Genomic DNA, 16,239 nt, shown 5'->3' on the forward strand with positions numbered 1-16,239 from the left:
GCCCCCGCCCCCACCCCTTAACCGCTCCCGCACGACATCGAGTGTTTGGTTCTGTGCACTGGGGGGGACCAGTGGTGCACAGAACCTACGACTCGATGAGTTGCCGCGGGCAGAGGGACTGCCGCGGGCAGAGGGGCTGCCGTAGGCGGATGAGCTGCTGCGGCGGGCGGGCTGCCGCGGGCGGGAATCAGCCGGTGTTCTTCAGCCCCGCCGCGACGCCGTTGATGGTGGTCAGCAGTGCACGCTGCAGCTCAGGAGAGAGCTCCTCGCCGCGCTCGGTGGCGGCACGGGCCCGCTGCAGCATCGCGACCTGCATGTAGGAGATCGGATCCAGGTACCGGTCGCGCACCGCGAGGGTGCGCTTGAGCACCGGCTGATTGTCCAGCAGGCCCAGCACCCCGGTGAGCCGCTCGATCTCGGCGACCGAGAGCTCGTACTCCGCCTTGATACGGTCGAACAGCGGCCACAGCCGCTCCGGCACCAGCGAGTGCACGTAGTGCGCGGCGATCGCCATGTCCGTCTTCGCGAGCGTCATCTCGACGTTGCTGATCACGGTGCGGAAGAAGTGCCAGTTGCGGTACATCTCGTGCAGATCAGGCTCGAGCCCTGCCTCGCGCGCGGCCTTCAGGCCGGAGCCGGCACCGAACCAGCCGGGCACGATCTGCCGCGACTGGGTCCAGCCGAACACCCACGGGATCGCCCGCAGGCCGTCCAGGCCCTTCTCGGAGGTCGCGCGCTTGGAGGGGCGCGAGCCGATGTTCAGGTCACCGAGCTGCTCGACCGGCGTCGAGGTCACGAAGTACTCCGGCAGATCCGGGTCGTCCGCCAGCGTGCGATAGCGCGCATAGGAGGCATCAGAGACCTGCTGCATGACCTCGCCGAAGCGGTCCAGCTGCTCAGGCGTCGAGCGCGGGGAGGTGTGCAGTGCGGAGCCCTCGAGCACCGCCGCCAGCGACAGGTCCAGGTTCTCCCGGGCCAGCGTGGGCAGCGTGTACTTGTCCGAGATGACCTCGCCCTGCTCGGTGAACTTGATCTCGCCCTCGAGCACGCCGTACGGCTGGGCCAGGATCGCGTCATACGTCGGGCCGCCACCACGGCCGACGGAACCGCCGCGGCCATGGAACAGGCGCAGCGTCACCCCGTGGCGGGCGGCGACATCGCGCAGCTGGCGCTGCGCCTGATGGATCTCCCACTGGCTGGTGATGACGCCGGAGTCCTTGTTGCCGTCGGAGTAGCCGAGCATGACCTCCTGGAGGTCGCCGCGCAGGCGCACGATCTCCCGGTAGGACGGATCACTGAGCATCTCGTCGAGGATCTCCCCGGCGTGACGCAGCTCGGCGACCTCCTCGAGCAGCGGTGCGAAGCTGATGTCCGAACGGTTCTGGTCGCCGCCGGGCAGGGTGACCAGGCCGGCTTCACGAGCCAGCAGGGCGACGGCGAGGATGTCGTCGGCACCGTGCGTCATCGAGACGATGTAGGTCTCGATCGAGGACTGGCCGTACTGCCGATGGGCGTCCCGGATCTCGCCGAACACCTTGTAGGTGGTGCGGGTGGCGTCATCGAGGATCGTCTCGTCTTCGGCGAGCGCGGTGCCGACCAGCGGGCGCCGGCTCGCGAGCTCCGCGGCCAGCACCTTGGTGCGCTCCTCGCGGCTGAGCTCCATGTAGGGCCGGTCCAGCTCTCCGACACGGTCGAAGAGACGGGCCAGCACCTCATGGTGCTTCTCAGAGTGCTCGCGCACGTCGAGGACGGCGAGGTTGAGGCCGGATCCGGCGAGGACCTGCTGGGCGACGGCGATCGCACCGTCGGCCGCTCGGCGTCCGCCGTGGCGGTTCAGGGCGCCGCGCAGGATGCTGAAGTCGTCCTGCAGCTCCTCGGAGTCGTAGTAGTCCTTGCCGTGGACATGCGGCTCGCCGGTGCGGATCCGCTCGCCGGTGGCCTTGAGCTTGGCGCGCATGGTGCCGAGCTTGAGCCGGTAGGGCTCCTGCTCGAACATCCGCTGCTGCACTTCGTCGACCTCGGACTCGAAGGCGAGGTCCGCGTCGATGCTCGCGCGCAGCTCCTCGTCCTGACCGGTCATCTCGCTGGAGATCGACAGGTCGCCGATGAGCTCGGAGACGACATCGATCGCGAGCTCGACCGCGGTCTCGGCCTGGAGCTGTAGCACCTCGCGGGTGACCTCCGCGGTGACGAACGGGTTGCCGTCGCGGTCGCCACCGATCCAGGAGCCGAAGCGCAGCGGCACCTGACGCTCGCGCAGGTCGGCGCCATGGGCACGCAGCTCCTCGCGCAGGTCGTCGAGGAAGCCCGGCATGGTCTGGCGGTACAGCTGGGTCAGGTAGTAGAGCACATTGCGCGACTCGTCCTGGGGGGTGGGACGCTGGCGGCGCAGCTCGTCCGTCTGCCACAGGGACTCGATGAGCTCGGAGAGCAGGTGATCCTGCCTGCGCCGCTCGGGGGTGCCGTCCTCGGTGTCGTTCTCGAGGATGTCCGAGATCTTGCGGAGCTTGGTCAGCACCGCCCGACGGGATGCCTCGGTGGGGTGAGCGGTGAAGATCAGGCGCACGTCGAGCGAGTCGACGGCCTCCTGCAGGCCCTCAGCGCCGACGGACTCGTGGACGGCCGCGACGGTGCGCGGGACCCAGGACTCGGAGGCCGGACGTTCCTGCAGGGAGCGCACGCGGTAGACCTGCTCGGCCGCATTGGCCAGCAGGAAGTACTGGGCGAACGCCCGGGTCAGAGCAGTGGCCTGCTCGATGGGGAGCTCGGCGAGACGGTTCTGGACGTCCTGGGCGCTGGCCTCGGAGTCCGAGGACTTCGCATCCTTGGTGAGCTTGCGGACCTGCTCGACGAGGTCGAGCATCTCCTGACCGTGCTGGTCGGCCAGCGTGCGGCCGAGCAGGGTCGACAGTCGTCGGACGGTCGCTCGCAGTGGGGCGTCGATATGGGGATCGTCGCCGACGACGGGGAACTCGCTCGTCAAGGTCGGGACGGCGATGGCGTCGGTATCTGGCACAGGGCCTCCTGGGGTCGGCACGCCGAGTAGCGGCCGCCGACACAAGCAGGGCGACCGCGTCGGCGCGGAACGAACGGGCACAGACTACAGCGAGGAGCCGTCGGCGCACCCGCAGGGGACAGTCCGCGGACCGCAGCAGGTCAGCCTGCGGTCCGCGACGGGTCTTTCAGAGCACGGCGCGCAGGAAGTCCTGGGTGCGCTGGTTCTCGGGTTCGCTGAAGATCTTGTCCGGCAGGCCTTCCTCGATCACGGACCCCTTGTCGAACATCATCACGCGGTCGGAGACCTCCCGCGCGAACTGCATCTCGTGGGTGACGATCAGCATCGAGATGTCGGTCTCGGCGGCGATGTCCTTGAGCACCGCGAGCACCTCTCCGACCAGCTCGGGGTCCAGCGCCGAGGTGACCTCGTCCAGCAGCAGGATCTCCGGATCCATCGCCAGGGCGCGCGCGATCGCGATGCGCTGCTGCTGGCCGCCGGAGAGCTCCGAAGGGCGGGCATCCTTCTTCCAGCCCATCCCCACCTTGTCCAGCAGCGCCTCCGCCTTCGCCTCGGCCTCGGCCTTCTTCAGACCCATCACGTGGACCGGGGCCTCGATGATGTTCTCCATCACGGTCATATTGGGGAACAGGTTGAAGTGCTGGAAGACCATGCCGATGTCGGTGGTGGTGCGGCGGCGGCGCTTGTCCGGGATGCGCACGCGCTTGCCGCCCTGCTCCTCGTACTGCAGCGGAGTGCCTCCGATGTGGATGTACCCACCGGTGAGCTCTTCGAGCGTCATCACCAGGCGCAGGATGGTGGTCTTGCCCGAGCCGGAGGGTCCGATCAGGGTGACGCGCTCGCCCTTGGTGACCGTGAAGTTCAGATCGTCGAGCACGGTGTTGTCACCGAACTTCTTGACCACGTCGCGGAACTCGATGTGGGGCACGCCGGGCACGCCGGGGTGCGCAGTGTTCTCAGGCAAGTTTCTTCTCCAGTCGTCGGATCAGGAGGGAGGTGGGATAGCTGGCCGCCAGGAAGATGAGGCCGGCCAGGGTGATCGCCTCGGTGTACCGGAAGTAGGTCGAGCCGTAGTTCTGCGCGACGTTCAGGAGCTCCGGGACGTAGATCACGAACAGGAACGGGGTCTCCTTGAACATGGAGATCGCGTAGTTGCCCAGGGCCGGCACGGTGTTGCGGATCGCCTGGGGGACGACCACCGCTCGCCAGGTGCGCATCCGCGGCAGGGAGAGTGCCGTGGCCGCCTCCCACTGGCCCTTGGGCACCGAGTCGATGCCGGCGCGGTACACCTCGGCCATATAGGTCGTGTAGTGGATGCCCAGCACCCAGATGCCGATGGAGAGCGAGGAGTCGACGTACGGCGAGAGCACGAGGTTCGCGAAGACCAGCTGGACCACCAGCGGCGTCATGCGGATGAACTCGACCACCCAGGTGAAGGGGGTGCTGATGATCCTCGGCGCACTGCGCCGGATGATCGCCACCACCAGTCCGAGGACAAGGGCGATGAGGGTGCCGAGCACTGTGGCGATCAGCGTGATCTTGAAGCCGTCGAACAGCAGGTCCGGAAGGACTGCGAAGGCGTGGTCCCAGCTCCACCAGGAATTCTGCGGGGTCATGCCAGACCACCTCCCATCGGCGTGCCGGAGGCCGCGACGGAGCGATCACGGACGACGCGCGCCGTGCGCCCTCCTGAGGGGGTGGTGCCGGGTGCCTGGAAGAGCGAGCGCCATGCCGTGCGCAATGCCGGGCCGCGCCCGATCTGGTGCTTGGCGCGGATCTCCAGTCCGTTCATCAGGATCACGATCAGCCAGGCGATCAGGTAGTAGGCCAGCAGCGCGAAGGAGTACGCGAACCAGGTGCCGGTGCGGTCACGCAGCTGCTCGACCTGGAAGAAAATGTCGTACAGCAGCACCGTGCTGACGATCGCGCTGCCCTTGAGCAGCTGGATCCACAGGTTGGACAGAGACGGGATCATCAGCGCCCAGGCCTGGGGGATCACGATGCGGAACATGCCACGGGCCGGGCTCAGGCTGAGCGCGCTGACCGCCTCGTACTGCCCCGTGGGCACCGAGCCGATCGATCCGCGCACGACCTCCGCGGCATAGGCCCCGTAGTTCAGGCCGAGGGCGAGGACGCCCACCAGCAGCGGCTCGAGCCGGAACCCGAGCGGGTACGGCAGCTGCGGGAGCACGAAGGCGAGCCAGAACAGCTGGACCACGAGCGAGGTGCCGCGGAAGAACTCCACGAACACGCGGGCCACGCCGCGCACGATCAGGACCTTCGAGAGCTGCGCGAGGCCGAACACGAACGCGATCACCAGCGCGAGCAGCGCTCCCAGGACCGTGGTCAGCAGGGTGACCTGGAGCCCGTCGAGGATCAACGGCATCCGGTCCAGCACCAGCTGGAGGTTCGGGCCGAGGTCCTGGAAGAAGCCGATCACTCCATCCATCTGTACATCACCTCTCGGTCGACGAACGGCCCGGCGCGACCCGCGAGGGGCCGCGCCGGGACGCCGTCATCGATGGAGCTGGGGTCACTGCAGGGAGGACAGGTCACCGCTGCAGAGGATCTCGCTGGTCATCTCCTCGGGCGGCAGCTCCTCCTCGCTGAAGCCGAAGTCGCCGACGATCGAGAGGTAGCGCTCGGGGTCCCCGATGATCGCGGCGAGCTTCTCGTTGTAGGCGTCCAGCAGCGAGGTGTCCTCCTGGCGGAAGACGGTGCCGCCTGCGCCGACCTGCTTCACACCGTCGATCTCCTGGACGAAGCTCTCGGTCACCTCGACGTCGTCGACGGTGTTGTCGGCGAGCCAGTTCAGGGAGATCGCGGTGAGGGCGAAGGCCGCGGCATTGCCGGCCTTGAGCGCATCCACGCCGTCCTGCGGGCCGCCCACCTCGATGCTGTCCAGGCCGAGCGCGGCGACATAGTCGGACTCGACCGCGCCGGACATGGTGGCGACGGTCAGACCCGAGTCCACGAAGGAGTTCATGTCCACCAGGCCCTCCGGGTTGCCCATGGGCACCATCAGCGCGGTCGTGTACTGGAACTCCGGCTCGCTGAACGCGGCCTGCGCACAGCGGTCCGGGAGGATCGACATGCCAGCGCTGACCGCGTCGAACTGCCGGGAGTTCAGGCCCGGGATGAGCGAGCCCCAGTCGGTGAGCTTGCCCTCGACCTTGTCGATGCCGAGCTCTCCGAAGATCTCCCGGTGCAGGGCGAGGGTCGCGCCCATCAGCTCGCCGCCCTCTTCGAAGCTGTAGGGAGCTTCCCCGGCGAAGCCGACGGTGATGGTCCCGGCGTCCTGCAGCTGGCTGAGGAGGTCTCCCCCGCCGCCGCCGTCGCTGCCACCGGCCCCGGTGTCCTCGCCGCCTCCGGTGCTGGTGCGGCTGCAGGCGGCCAGCCCGCCCAGTGCGGCGGCCGACAGGACCAGACCGCTTCCTCGGATGAAGTGTCGGCGGTTCTGCATGGAGATGCTCCCTTGGCGTGTATGTCTCGTGCTCTGCGGTGATGTACGACACTACCTGCTGTCCGACAATCCGCAGATCAGCAATTCGGATCACACCCACGCTAACGGTACCCAAGGGGTGAAGATCGACCTCGAACCGCTTTCGTGATGGTGTCGTGACCCGTGCGGCAGGCCGGCCCCGAGCCGAGATGTGACAGCGATGACTCGCCACGTGCATGCCTGCACCGGTCGGAGGGCGGATGATTAGATGACGCCCCGCGCGTATCGCGCTCGAGCACAGGAGGATGCGATGCCACCTCGCCAGGAAACGGTCCGGCTGCCGATGATGCAGCCCATCCGCCGCCCTTCGATCATCGATCAGGCCGAGCTCGAGCTGCGCAATGCGATCTATTACGGCGACCTGCGCCCTGGTGACACCATCCCCGAGGTGCAGGTGTCCAAGCAGATGGGGATCTCGCGATCCTCGCTGCGCGAGGCCTGCCAGCGCCTGGTGCGTGACGGTCTGCTCACCCAGATCCCGGGCCGCGGACTCTTCGTGACCATGATGGATGCCGAGACCATGTCGGACTTCATCGACTACCGGCTGGGGATCGAGATGCAGGCCGCCTCGATCGTGGCCGATCGCGTCAGCATCCTGCGGGCGAAAGGCGACGACGGCGCTGTCGAGTCGCTGCTGGCCCCGCTGCGCGATGCCCTGGAGCGGACCCGGCGGGCGCTCGAGGCGGAGGAGGTCATCGAGGCAGGCAACGCGGACCTCGAGCTGCACCAGCAGATCGCCGAGCTCGCCCGGAACCGGTTCCTGATCTCCGCCATGAGCACGATCGTGATCCTCACCCGGATGGGGAGCTTCTCGGACCCGCGCGGCTTCGGCGTGCGGGCCGACATCACGGCCGCCCACGAAGCGCTGCTGGACGCTCTCTCGGCGGGCGATGCCTCACGTGCCCGCGCGGTGCTCCGCGAGACCCTGCAGGAGCTGGCTACCCGCCTGCGCAGCGGGGAGAGCCAGCAGGACGTGGTGCGCGACCCCGATCTGCTGGAGTCCGACGGTCCTGAGTGGACCACCCTCGGCGAGGACAGCCAGCTCTCCTGAGCGCTGCCGCCGTCCCCGACCGGTCCGACAGGTCCGTCCGGGATGCGAGAAGGCCCCTCCCCCGCGGTCATGCCGCAGGGTCGGGGCCTTCTTCGTGCCGATCATCCGGCCGATCAGAATCGGCCATCGGCGGAGACGAGAGGATTTGAACCTCCGAGGCGATTTTGGTCGCCTACTCCCTTAGCAGGGGAGCGCATTCGGCCGCTCTGCCACGTCTCCTGGTGCTGGCTCTCGCGCAGCACGCCGCCACAGCATACGGGAGGCCGGGGAGTGCACCAAAGCGAGAGCGCGCAGATCACGTCACATCTGTGAGCAACCCGTTCAGAGGCCGAGCTTCTCCTGCAGCAGCGCGATGTGCTTCGGGGTGCCGACGCGGTACTTCACGAAGGTCAGCACGCCCTCAGCATCGATCCCGAAGGTGGAACGGATGGTGCCCTGGACCAGCTTCCCGTACATGTTCTTCTCGCCCCATGCGCCGTAGGCCTCCATCACCTGGTGGGTCTCATCCGAGGCGAGCGTGTAGGGAAGCTCCTGCTCGGCGACGAAGCGATCGAGCTCTGCCACCGGGTCCGGGGACACCCCGATCACGCGGTAGCCGGCATCGAGGAACAGCTGGTGGTTGTCTCGCAGATCGCAGGCCTGTTTCGTGCACAGGGAGGTGTTCGCCGCCGGGTAGAACCACAGCAGTACCGGGGCGCCGCGCAGCGCGGCGAGATCCACCCGCCCACCGCCGGCGGTGGGAAGGTCGAAGGCGGGGGCGGCATCGCCTACGGCGAGCTTCACAGGCGCGGACGACGCGGGTGCGGTCGGCTCGGGCGCGGACGACGCGGTTGCGGACGACTCGGGTGCGGACGGCATGGGTCTCCTGACGACGATGAGGTGACTGCTCAGCCTAGCGGCGCAGTCTGCGGCGTCCCAGGTAGACCTGCCGGAAGCGGCGCTCGGCGTGCCGATCTCCGAGCAGCAGCAGCTGCCCGGGGGCGGAGGGGATCGACTCGGTGTCATAGCCCACGGTGCCGTCCTCGTCGAGGACCGCGACGATGTGGCAGCCGGTCCTGCGGCGCACCGCGTCATCGCGCACCGATCGGCGCACGAGCGAGGCGGGCCGAGGCACCAGGAACAGCTCGTTGCCCTCGGCGACCAGCACGCGATGGCTGAGGCCCGCGTGGTTCCACAGGTCGGTCGCGCCGGTCGTGGCGTAGGAGAGCACGCTGTCCGCGCCGGCCCGGTAGAGCGTGGCGACGTTGCGCTCGTAGGTGGCGCGGGAGACCACCTGCAGCTCGGGCCGCAGGCGCCGGCAGAACAGCGTGAGGTAGACGTTGAGGTCATCGTCGCGCGGGGTGACCAGCACGGCCGAGGCGTTCTCGAGGCCCGCCCGGCGCAGCACCCGCTGATCGGCGGCATCCCCCTCGACCACGGCGTAGCTCGCCGTCCCCTCGAGCACCGAGTACGAGTTCTCGACCCGGCCCGGCATCACCTCGACGATCGTGTTGGGGATCCCCTCGTCGCTCAGCGCACGGGAGGCGGATCTCCCCACCCGGCCGCCGCCGAGGATCACGACGGGCTCCTCGGAGACCTCCTCGCTCTGGAACTGCTCGTCATACTGGGCGAGATCGGCCGCCTGCCCGGCGAGCACCAGCACCGTGCCGTCGGTGATCCGCAGATCCGGCGTCATCGCTCGCAGCCTGCCCTTGCGCATGATCGCGAGGATCCGCACCCGTGAGCGCAGCAGGGGGATCGCCTCCCCCAGCGTGAGGCCCACCAGCGAGGTGCCGTGGGCGGCCGCCTCGGCGATGAGGGTGGAGCCGAAGGAGCCGATGGCGTGGAACCGCCCGGTCGAGCCGAGCACGCGAGAGGCCATCTCCCTGCCCAGCACCGCTCCGAGCTCGAGCACGTGATCGGCGCCGGCGAGATCGAGCACGTCGACGGAGACCGGCTTCGAGGCGGTCACCGCGATCGGCACCCTGGCGGCGGCCTGGCGCACCGTGAAGGCGACGTTCGTGTTCGCGGTGTCCGAGAGCGTCGAGACCACCAGGCGCGCCCGCGATGCTCCGGCGTTGCGATAGGTCATCGCGGAGTCCAAGGGACCGACGATCACCTGTCGTCCCTGGTCATGCAGCTCTCCGGCGAGTGCGATGTCCTCGAGGACCACGACGGCGGCCACCTGCGACCGCTCAGCCCGGGCGGCGAAGGCCTGGGTGACCGCGTCGGAGCCCACCAGCAGCACGTGATCGCGCAGGGTCGGCGGAACCTTTCGCGGGGTCCGTGCGGCACGGCGCCGGTCCAGCCAGGGGGTAACGACGTACTGGATCACGAAGAAGGGAAGCAGCACCAGCATGTAGACGACCCCGCTGAGCAGCACCCACAGCGAGAACAGCCGGCCCAGGTCGGAGGTGAAGGTGATGTCCCCATAGCCCAGGGTGGACATGGTCGTGATGGTCCAGTAGACCGCGCTGGCCCAGGAGTGATCCGTCACCTCCTGCGCCATCAGGACTTTGAAGACCGCGGAATGGATGATCACCATCAGGGCGCCGATCCCGAGGATCACGACTCCGGCCTTCGACCGTCGGCCGACGAACAGAAGCCGCTCCACGCGCGTGCGCTCACCTGTCGACAGGCCCATTGCTGTCCTCTCCACGGCCGTTCGGGCTGCTCGCCCGTCCGGTGCTCTGACCCGGCTCGCGGGGTCCCTCGGTGCACAGTAGGCCTCACTGGGCACAGGGCGCATCCGACGGGGCCCCGCTGAGCGGAGCGTCACCGCCGGGCTGTGCGCTCGGCCGGCTGTGCTCAGGCGGTGTCGGGCCCGTTCTCCCAGGCATGGGCGACGAGCTCGGCCAGCGTCGCGGTGTCGATGTCCTCGAGCTTCCTGACCCAGACGCAGCCCGCACCCCGCCGGTGCTTGCCCAGCCGGTCCAGCAGCTCCTCGGAACGGGGGAAGCCCTGGATGCCGTAGAGCGCGAGCTCGGCCCTGCGGGGGCTGAAGCCGAGCTGGAAGGTGTCACCCTCGCGGCCGCTGGCGTAGCGGTAGTGGACCTCGCCGTAGCCGATCATGCTGGGCCCCCACATGGTGGCCCGCTCCCCCGTGGCCTCGCCGAACATCTCCAGCAGCATGGCGCCCTCGCGGCGGCGGCGCGCATCGAGCCCGGCGACGTACTGCGCCGGGTCGACCTCCGTGGCGTGGGTGGTGATGTCCGCAGCGCCCGTGCCCGTCGCACCCTTGGTCACGACGTCCTGTCGCTGTGCGGGCGCGGGCGGGTTGCGGAAGGGGACCCCATGGAGCTCGAGCACCGCCTGCAGCCGACGCCCGGCCGCCGGACCCACTCCATGCAGCTGCGCGAGCTGCTGCCAGTCGAGGCCTGCGAGCTGACCGACGGTGTGCAGATCGGAGCCGGCCAGGGCGCGAGCAGCAGGCCGGCCGACGCCGGGGACATCTCCGATGGAGGTGGACAGGTCACTCATGGAGGGAGCGTAGAGCAGTGGCTCCCGCCGCACCTTGCACCCGCCGGTCTTCCCCCGGCTGTCTTCACCCGGCTGTCTTCACCCGGCGAGACCGCTGAGGCCGCTGAGACCTGCACCGTCGGCCCGGGCGATGGAGGCCCGGGGGACGAACTGCGTCGGCAGCCCGAGATGTGCGGGGTCCGCCTCCCGGAGGGTGCCCTCGTGGAGCATCTCGATCGCCCGCGCGCCCATGTCGTAGCGCGGCACCCGGATGGTGGCCAGGCCCGGGGTGACCATGGCGGCGAACGGGATGTCATCCCAGCCCACCACGCTGATCTGGCCAGGCACGTCCACGCCGTAGCTGCGCAGGCGCTCCATCAGCGCCAGCGCCATCAGGTCGTTGTAGACCAGCACTGCGGTGGCATCGGTCTGCAGCAGCGCCTCGGCCGCAGCGCGGCCGCCGTCCGCGGTGGGAGGGAAGGGACCGATCTCGACCCAGTCCAGCTCGGCTTCGGCGCAGATACGGCTGATCACGGAGCGGCGCGCCCGGTCCGAACGACTGACGGCGGGTCCACCCACGTATCCGAGGCGACGGTGTCCGAGCCGACGCAGATGCTGCACCGCCGCGGGGATCCCCGGCTCGGGATCGGCGTAGACGCCGGGCAGCTGAGGCGAGACCCGGTTGACCAGGCTGAGCCGGGTCAGAGTTGCGGCCTCGCGCAGGGAGTCCTCATCCATCCGGCTCGAGCACAGCATGATCCCGTCGACCTGCGGGGCGAGAGTGCGCACCAGAGGCAGCTCACCGTCCGGGGACTCCCCCGCGTCGGTGATCAGCAGCTGGGCGCCGAGCTGGTGGGCGCGCGCCTGGGCTCCCTTGAGCACCGCAGGAAAGAAGGGATTCTCGAGATCGGGCACGATCACCCCGTACACCCCGGCGCGGCCGGTGATCAGCGCGCGGGCGGTGCGATTGGGGCTGTACCCGAGGTCGGCCGCAGCTGCTCGGATGCGGGCCAGCGAGCTCGCGCCGACCATCTCGGGGCGCTGGAAGGCGCGGGACGCGGTCGCGATGGAGACCCCTGCCTGCCGGGCCACGTCCTTGAGCGTCACCGCCATGCTCGCCTCCTCTGCGACCTGCAAAGTTTGCAGTCACTGCGGAGAGCATAGCCGAAACATGGCCCTCCACCCAGGCCAAATGTATGCAATCGTTTACGATGTACGGCGATGGTGGCCGTCGGGACAGCGGACGTCCCTCACCCATCCGAAATGGAGAACTTCATGACCCTGCGCAACGACGCCCTCGAGGCGAGCATCCGCTACGACGGCTCTGCCCGCTCGCTCCAGCTCATCGCCTCCGCGGCGACCGCGCTGAGCTCCTTCGAGGGCGAGGCCGCTGCAGCCGGTGAGGGCCACGTGCTCACCGGCCCCCTGTCCACCGCGAACGCCAAGGCGCTGCAGGCCGCCTTCCCCGCGCTGCGCCCCCAGAAGATCGGCGGCCACCGCACCTCGATCGGCACCGGCGACCGCACCGGCCTCGCCACTCCCGGCCAGGCGCGCGCCTTCGCCACCCAGGGCGCCGGCGTGATGCCGGTCCTCGCCCAGCAGTCGATCCGCGAGATGGACCGCCTGGGCCGCAACGCCCAGTCCGTGATGGATGACGCGATCTTCGGCCTGGTCGAGGCCGGCTGGGACAGCGGCTTCGGCGCCGACTGCGACCACATCAAGACCACCGAGGGCATCGACCGCGGCCTCGACGCGGGCTTCGTGATGTTCACCCTCGATCCGGGCGACATGGTCGCCGACGTCACCGCCGGCGTCTCCGAGGCCGACGCCGCGGCGCTGCCCTGGGACCAGCTCGAGGACTCCCTCGAGGCTCTCAAGCAGCGCTACGTGGGCATGACCCTGGACGTCGGTCATTCGCAGATCGAGGTCACCGAGCAGGACGTCCTCACCGCCGCCGTGAAGTACGGCCGCGCGGTCGTGGAGTCGATGCGCCTGTACCGCCACGTCACCGAGAACGCGAAGCACGAGGTCGAGATCGAGTTCGCCGTCGACGAGACCGCTTGGCTGACCACCTTCTTCGAGCACTTCTACATGGCCTCGGAGCTCAAGCGCCTGGGCGCCTCCTGGTTCAGCTTCGCCCCCCGCTACGTGGACGGCTTCGAGAAGGGCCTGGACTTCCTGGGTGACGCCGAGGAGCTGCGCACGAACCTCGAGGCGCACCACGCGATCTCGCAGCAGTTCGGCGGCTACAAGATCTCGCTGCACTCGGGCTCGGACAAGTTCTCGATCTACCCGCTGTGCGTCGAGGCCACCCAGGGCCTGGTGCACCTGAAGACCTCCGGCACCAGCTACCTGTGCGGCGTCGAGATCGTCGCCGCTCATGACGCGGAGCTCTTCTCAGCCATCTGGGACATCTCCCGCGCCTCCTACGTCGAGGCCCGCGCGAGCTACCAGGTCTCCGCCCACGAGGATCGCACCCCGACGTCGCTGGAGGGCGTGGACCTGCTGGAGCTGATCCGCTCGAACGACGCCCGCCAGATCCTGCACGTCGGCTATGGCGATTCGCTGAACGGGAAGGACGCCTCCGGCGCTTCGATCCACGACCGCTTCCTCGCAGTCGTCGCGGCGAACCAGGCCCAGCACACCGACGTCCTCGCCGCCCACATCGGGAAGCACGTCTCGCCGTTCGCGGCGCCGCTGGCTCGCTGATCCCGCAGCATCCTCAGAGGGCCGGTTCGCGTTTCAGCGCGGACCGGCCCTCCGGCGTATGGCAGCGGTGCAGTCCGGCGTTCCCGCCGAGCCGCGGGTCCTCGTCTCAGCCCCGCGTCTTCCGCGCGATCCGGTGCGGCAGCAGTATCAGCAGCGCGGCCATCAGGCCGAGCAGCAGCAGGCTGACTCCCACGGCGATACCCCGGCTGAGCACCACATCGATCACGAAGCCGGCCACGGCGCTCAGCAGCACCCCGAGCAGCAGGATGGCGGCGTGCAGCAACGTGTTGGCGGTCTTGACCATCTCGTCCTTGGCCCGCTGGCGGAACAGTCGACGGTGCATCCCGACCGGGGTCAGCAGCAGAGCGACGATCAGCAGAGCGAGCAGCAACAGTCCGAGATACCAGCCGATCTGGACCGGGTCGAGCTCCTCGAAGCGCGACTGGAAGGGCAGCACCACCAGGAACGCTGCGAGGATCTGGGAACCGGTCTGCAGCACCCGGATTTCCTGGAGCAGCTCGTTCCAGTTGCGATCCAGCCGCTCGGCCGCGGATTCCTCACGCTGGTAACGCCCCGCGGTCGGCTCCTGCGCGGCGGGCGAGACCTTGTCCGGGCCCTCGCCTGGAACCCCGTCTGGAACCTCGTCTGGAACCTCGTGGACGCCCATCGGCTCAGTGTAGAACCAGCGTCGGCGGTGCAGGACCCGCCCCGGCGGCACGGCCGGTGTGCGGGCCGTGGAACGATGGGTGCCAGGACGATATGAGGAGTCGCGGATGCTGGGTGCGTTGATCGGGACCGCCTTCTGGTGGGCGGTGTATCTGCTGGTGTTCCGTCGGGATCGCCGACGGGTGCGCAACGGGGTGCTGCTGCTGATCGCGCTCTATTCGAGCCTCTCGACGCTGGCTCGCCTGGTCTCCACCGCGCTGCCCCTGGGCGATCTGCTGGTGCTCGTCGGGGCTGGCGTGGCGCTGCTGGGCGTGCTGGTCCTGGGCGTCTTCCTGGTCTGGAACGGGTTGACGATGGTGCGCAAGGAGGGACGCTCTCTGGGCAACCTGCTCTCTGCGCTGGCGGGACTGGCACTCCTGGGAGCGCCGGTGGGCTCCGCGGCAGCGGTGCTCACGATGACCCCGCTGGGCCTCGGCGCCGGGGCGCTGCTGGCTCTGCTCGCCCTCCATGTGGGGTTGGCGTTCCTTGTGTTCCTGTGCGCCTCGATCCCGTACCAGCTGTTCCCGCGGCAGCTGGCGACCAGCGGCGTGATCATCCACGGCTCCGGGCTGATCGACGGCAAGGTCCCGAAGCTGCTGCGCAGCCGGCTGGACCGCGCAGTTGCAGAGCGCGAGCGGCTGCTCGGCGCCGGGCTGGATCCTCTGCTGGTGCCCTCGGGCGGCCGCGGCGACGATGAGCCGCGCGCCGAGGCCGAGGCGATGGCGGAGTACCTGATCGAGGAGGTGGGGGTGCCGGCGGAGCGGATCCGGGTCGAGGCCGCGTCCCGCACGACCGCGGAGAACCTGCGCTTCTCGCACCAGATCCTCGACGAAGCCGGTCATCAGGGCCCGTACGTCGTCTCCACCAGCAGGTATCACGCGTTCCGTGCCGCTCTGCTCGCTCGGTCGCTCGGGTACGCCGATGAAGCGATCGGAGGGCCGACGGCGTTCTACTTCGTGCCCAGCGCCACCCTGCGCGAGTTCCTCGCGATCCTGTCCTACCGCAAGCTCTGGCTCAGCGTGGGCTTCCTGCCCTCACTGGTCTTCGTGGCGCTGCTGGTGCGAGCGGCGACGCTCGCGGTCTGAGCACTCCGCCGGCTAGGCACTCCCCCGGCTGGGTACTCCCCCGGCTGAGGACTCCCCCGTCCGGGCGGCGCCGCGTCACGTCAGCGGCGCCGCGTCACGTCAGCGGCGCTCGTCGAGCGAGCGCACCCCGCGCCAGGCGGCGGGGATCAGCACGGCGGCGATACCGGCCTTGACCAGGCCACCGGCGACGAACGGCCACACCCCGGCGGCCAGGATGCCGCCCAGGCCCAGCTCCGCACCCATCACGGCGTTGAGGATCATGGCGAGGTAGGGCACACCGAGCAGGAACGGCACCACGCTCGCGGCGACGAAGCCGGCCATGGCGAGGAACGGCTTGCGGTCCCAGGCGCGCTCGGCGAACCAGCCCGCCACGAAGGCGGCGGGTACGAAGCCGAGGATGAACCCGAAGCTCGGGGAGAGGACCGCGGCCGGCCCGCCCGTGAACTCGGCGAACACCGGCGCACCTGCCAGCCCGACCAGCAGATAGGTGAGCAGGGCCGTCGCGCCGCGGCGGGAGCCCAGCGCGGCGCCGACGAGGATGACGCCGAGGGTCTGACCGGTGATCGGCACCAGCGGCAGCGGAATCGTGACCTGGGCGAGCAGGGCCACGATGCCGGCGCCCGCGAGCACCAGGCCGGCGTCCTGCAGGCGGGTGCGGTGCGGGGCCAGGGCGTCGGCCAGGACAGGGCGGCGGGCCGGGATGGCGATCGCGGACATGGGGCTCCTCGGGAAC

14 protein-coding genes and 1 tRNA gene are annotated in these 16,239 nt (G+C 69.3%); 3 read left to right on the plus strand and 12 right to left on the minus strand.

What is annotated here, in order from left to right:
• Positions 1-187 precede the first annotated feature (187 nt).
• The 5 genes from ppc to ACTH43_RS05280 all read right to left on the minus strand — a co-directional run bounded on the left by ppc (position 188) and on the right by ACTH43_RS05280 (position 6,479).
• A complete protein-coding gene (gene ppc / locus ACTH43_RS05260; protein ID WP_441443875.1) occupies positions 188-3,016 on the minus strand; it encodes a phosphoenolpyruvate carboxylase in 2,829 nt (942 codons plus the stop codon).
• A gap of 166 nt (positions 3,017-3,182) precedes the next feature.
• The gene (ehuA, locus tag ACTH43_RS05265) at positions 3,183-3,980 is read right to left on the minus strand and encodes an ectoine/hydroxyectoine ABC transporter ATP-binding protein EhuA (RefSeq protein ID WP_441443876.1); all 798 of its coding nucleotides are present in this window, start codon (positions 3,978-3,980) and stop codon (positions 3,183-3,185) included.
• On the minus strand, positions 3,973-4,632 hold the full coding sequence (ehuD, locus tag ACTH43_RS05270) for an ectoine/hydroxyectoine ABC transporter permease subunit EhuD (RefSeq protein WP_441443877.1): 660 nt from the start codon (positions 4,630-4,632) through the stop codon (positions 3,973-3,975). Before ehuD ends, ehuA begins: the two co-directional genes overlap by 8 nt.
• A complete protein-coding gene (ehuC, locus tag ACTH43_RS05275; RefSeq protein ID WP_441443878.1) occupies positions 4,629-5,465 on the minus strand; it encodes an ectoine/hydroxyectoine ABC transporter permease subunit EhuC in 837 nt (278 codons plus the stop codon). The genes ehuD and ehuC overlap by 4 nt, the downstream gene beginning before the upstream one ends.
• 84 nt (positions 5,466-5,549) lie before the next feature.
• Positions 5,550-6,479: a transporter substrate-binding domain-containing protein gene (locus tag ACTH43_RS05280; protein ID WP_441443879.1), complete on the minus strand. Its 930-nt coding sequence runs from the start codon at positions 6,477-6,479 to the stop codon at positions 5,550-5,552.
• A 289-nt stretch (positions 6,480-6,768) separates the two neighbouring features.
• Between ACTH43_RS05280 and ACTH43_RS05285 the strand changes: the two genes are divergently transcribed.
• Positions 6,769-7,569, plus strand: coding sequence for a GntR family transcriptional regulator (locus ACTH43_RS05285; protein WP_441443880.1), 801 nt, complete (start codon positions 6,769-6,771; stop codon positions 7,567-7,569).
• A 130-nt stretch (positions 7,570-7,699) separates the two neighbouring features.
• On the opposite strand, the gene ACTH43_RS05290 is transcribed toward ACTH43_RS05285, so the two are convergent.
• The 5 genes from ACTH43_RS05290 to ACTH43_RS05310 all read right to left on the minus strand — a co-directional run bounded on the left by ACTH43_RS05290 (position 7,700) and on the right by ACTH43_RS05310 (position 12,120).
• Positions 7,700-7,788: transfer RNA gene (locus ACTH43_RS05290), tRNA-Ser, on the minus strand.
• Between the two features lie 102 nt (positions 7,789-7,890).
• Complete coding sequence (locus ACTH43_RS05295) at positions 7,891-8,427, minus strand: peroxiredoxin (protein WP_441443881.1); 537 nt, start codon at positions 8,425-8,427, stop codon at positions 7,891-7,893.
• A gap of 34 nt (positions 8,428-8,461) precedes the next feature.
• A complete protein-coding gene (locus tag ACTH43_RS05300; protein ID WP_441443882.1) occupies positions 8,462-10,192 on the minus strand; it encodes a potassium channel family protein in 1,731 nt (576 codons plus the stop codon).
• A gap of 164 nt (positions 10,193-10,356) precedes the next feature.
• Complete coding sequence (locus ACTH43_RS05305; protein ID WP_441443883.1) at positions 10,357-11,028, minus strand: DUF1801 domain-containing protein; 672 nt, start codon at positions 11,026-11,028, stop codon at positions 10,357-10,359.
• Between the two features lie 78 nt (positions 11,029-11,106).
• On the minus strand, positions 11,107-12,120 hold the full coding sequence (locus ACTH43_RS05310; protein ID WP_441443884.1) for a LacI family DNA-binding transcriptional regulator: 1,014 nt from the start codon (positions 12,118-12,120) through the stop codon (positions 11,107-11,109).
• A 162-nt stretch (positions 12,121-12,282) separates the two neighbouring features.
• Here ACTH43_RS05310 and ACTH43_RS05315 point away from each other — a divergent pair, with 162 nt between their 5' ends.
• Complete coding sequence (locus ACTH43_RS05315) at positions 12,283-13,716, plus strand: tagaturonate epimerase family protein (RefSeq protein ID WP_441443885.1); 1,434 nt, start codon at positions 12,283-12,285, stop codon at positions 13,714-13,716.
• A 106-nt stretch (positions 13,717-13,822) separates the two neighbouring features.
• Here ACTH43_RS05315 and ACTH43_RS05320 read toward each other — a convergent pair whose 3' ends face one another.
• The gene (locus tag ACTH43_RS05320; RefSeq protein WP_441443886.1) at positions 13,823-14,383 is read right to left on the minus strand and encodes a DUF6328 family protein; all 561 of its coding nucleotides are present in this window, start codon (positions 14,381-14,383) and stop codon (positions 13,823-13,825) included.
• A 106-nt stretch (positions 14,384-14,489) separates the two neighbouring features.
• Between ACTH43_RS05320 and ACTH43_RS05325 the strand changes: the two genes are divergently transcribed.
• Positions 14,490-15,506: a YdcF family protein gene (locus ACTH43_RS05325; RefSeq protein WP_441443887.1), complete on the plus strand. Its 1,017-nt coding sequence runs from the start codon at positions 14,490-14,492 to the stop codon at positions 15,504-15,506.
• Positions 15,507-15,605: 99 nt separating this feature from the next.
• Here the strand turns inward: ACTH43_RS05325 and ACTH43_RS05330 are convergent, their stop codons facing one another.
• Positions 15,606-16,223 carry a biotin transporter BioY gene (locus tag ACTH43_RS05330; protein WP_441443888.1) on the minus strand — a complete coding sequence of 206 codons (618 nt, stop codon included), beginning with the start codon at positions 16,221-16,223 and terminating at the stop codon, positions 15,606-15,608.
• Positions 16,224-16,239 lie beyond the last annotated feature (16 nt).

The sequence above is a fragment of the Brachybacterium sp. genome (assembly GCF_052095815.1).
Taxonomy (GTDB): Bacteria; Actinomycetota; Actinomycetes; order Actinomycetales; family Dermabacteraceae; genus Brachybacterium.

What these genes read in the sequence shown, in the direction of transcription:
- ACTH43_RS05325 (WP_441443887.1), top strand. Translation starts at nt 14,490, where the DNA reads ATGCTGGGTGCGTTGATCGGGACCGCCTTCTGGTGGGCGGTGTATCTG.
- ACTH43_RS05315 (WP_441443885.1), top strand. Translation starts at nt 12,283, where the DNA reads ATGACCCTGCGCAACGACGCCCTCGAGGCGAGCATCCGCTACGACGGC.
- ehuD (WP_441443877.1), bottom strand. Translation starts at nt 4,632, where the DNA reads ATGACCCCGCAGAATTCCTGGTGGAGCTGGGACCACGCCTTCGCAGTC.
- ACTH43_RS05300 (WP_441443882.1), bottom strand. Translation starts at nt 10,192, where the DNA reads ATGGGCCTGTCGACAGGTGAGCGCACGCGCGTGGAGCGGCTTCTGTTC.
- ACTH43_RS05305 (WP_441443883.1), bottom strand. Translation starts at nt 11,028, where the DNA reads ATGAGTGACCTGTCCACCTCCATCGGAGATGTCCCCGGCGTCGGCCGG.
- ehuC (WP_441443878.1), bottom strand. Translation starts at nt 5,465, where the DNA reads ATGGATGGAGTGATCGGCTTCTTCCAGGACCTCGGCCCGAACCTCCAG.
- ACTH43_RS05310 (WP_441443884.1), bottom strand. Translation starts at nt 12,120, where the DNA reads ATGGCGGTGACGCTCAAGGACGTGGCCCGGCAGGCAGGGGTCTCCATC.
- ACTH43_RS05295 (WP_441443881.1), bottom strand. Translation starts at nt 8,427, where the DNA reads ATGCCGTCCGCACCCGAGTCGTCCGCAACCGCGTCGTCCGCGCCCGAG.
- ACTH43_RS05280 (WP_441443879.1), bottom strand. Translation starts at nt 6,479, where the DNA reads ATGCAGAACCGCCGACACTTCATCCGAGGAAGCGGTCTGGTCCTGTCG.
- ACTH43_RS05320 (WP_441443886.1), bottom strand. Translation starts at nt 14,383, where the DNA reads ATGGGCGTCCACGAGGTTCCAGACGAGGTTCCAGACGGGGTTCCAGGC.
- ACTH43_RS05330 (WP_441443888.1), bottom strand. Translation starts at nt 16,223, where the DNA reads ATGTCCGCGATCGCCATCCCGGCCCGCCGCCCTGTCCTGGCCGACGCC.
- ACTH43_RS05285 (WP_441443880.1), top strand. Translation starts at nt 6,769, where the DNA reads ATGCCACCTCGCCAGGAAACGGTCCGGCTGCCGATGATGCAGCCCATC.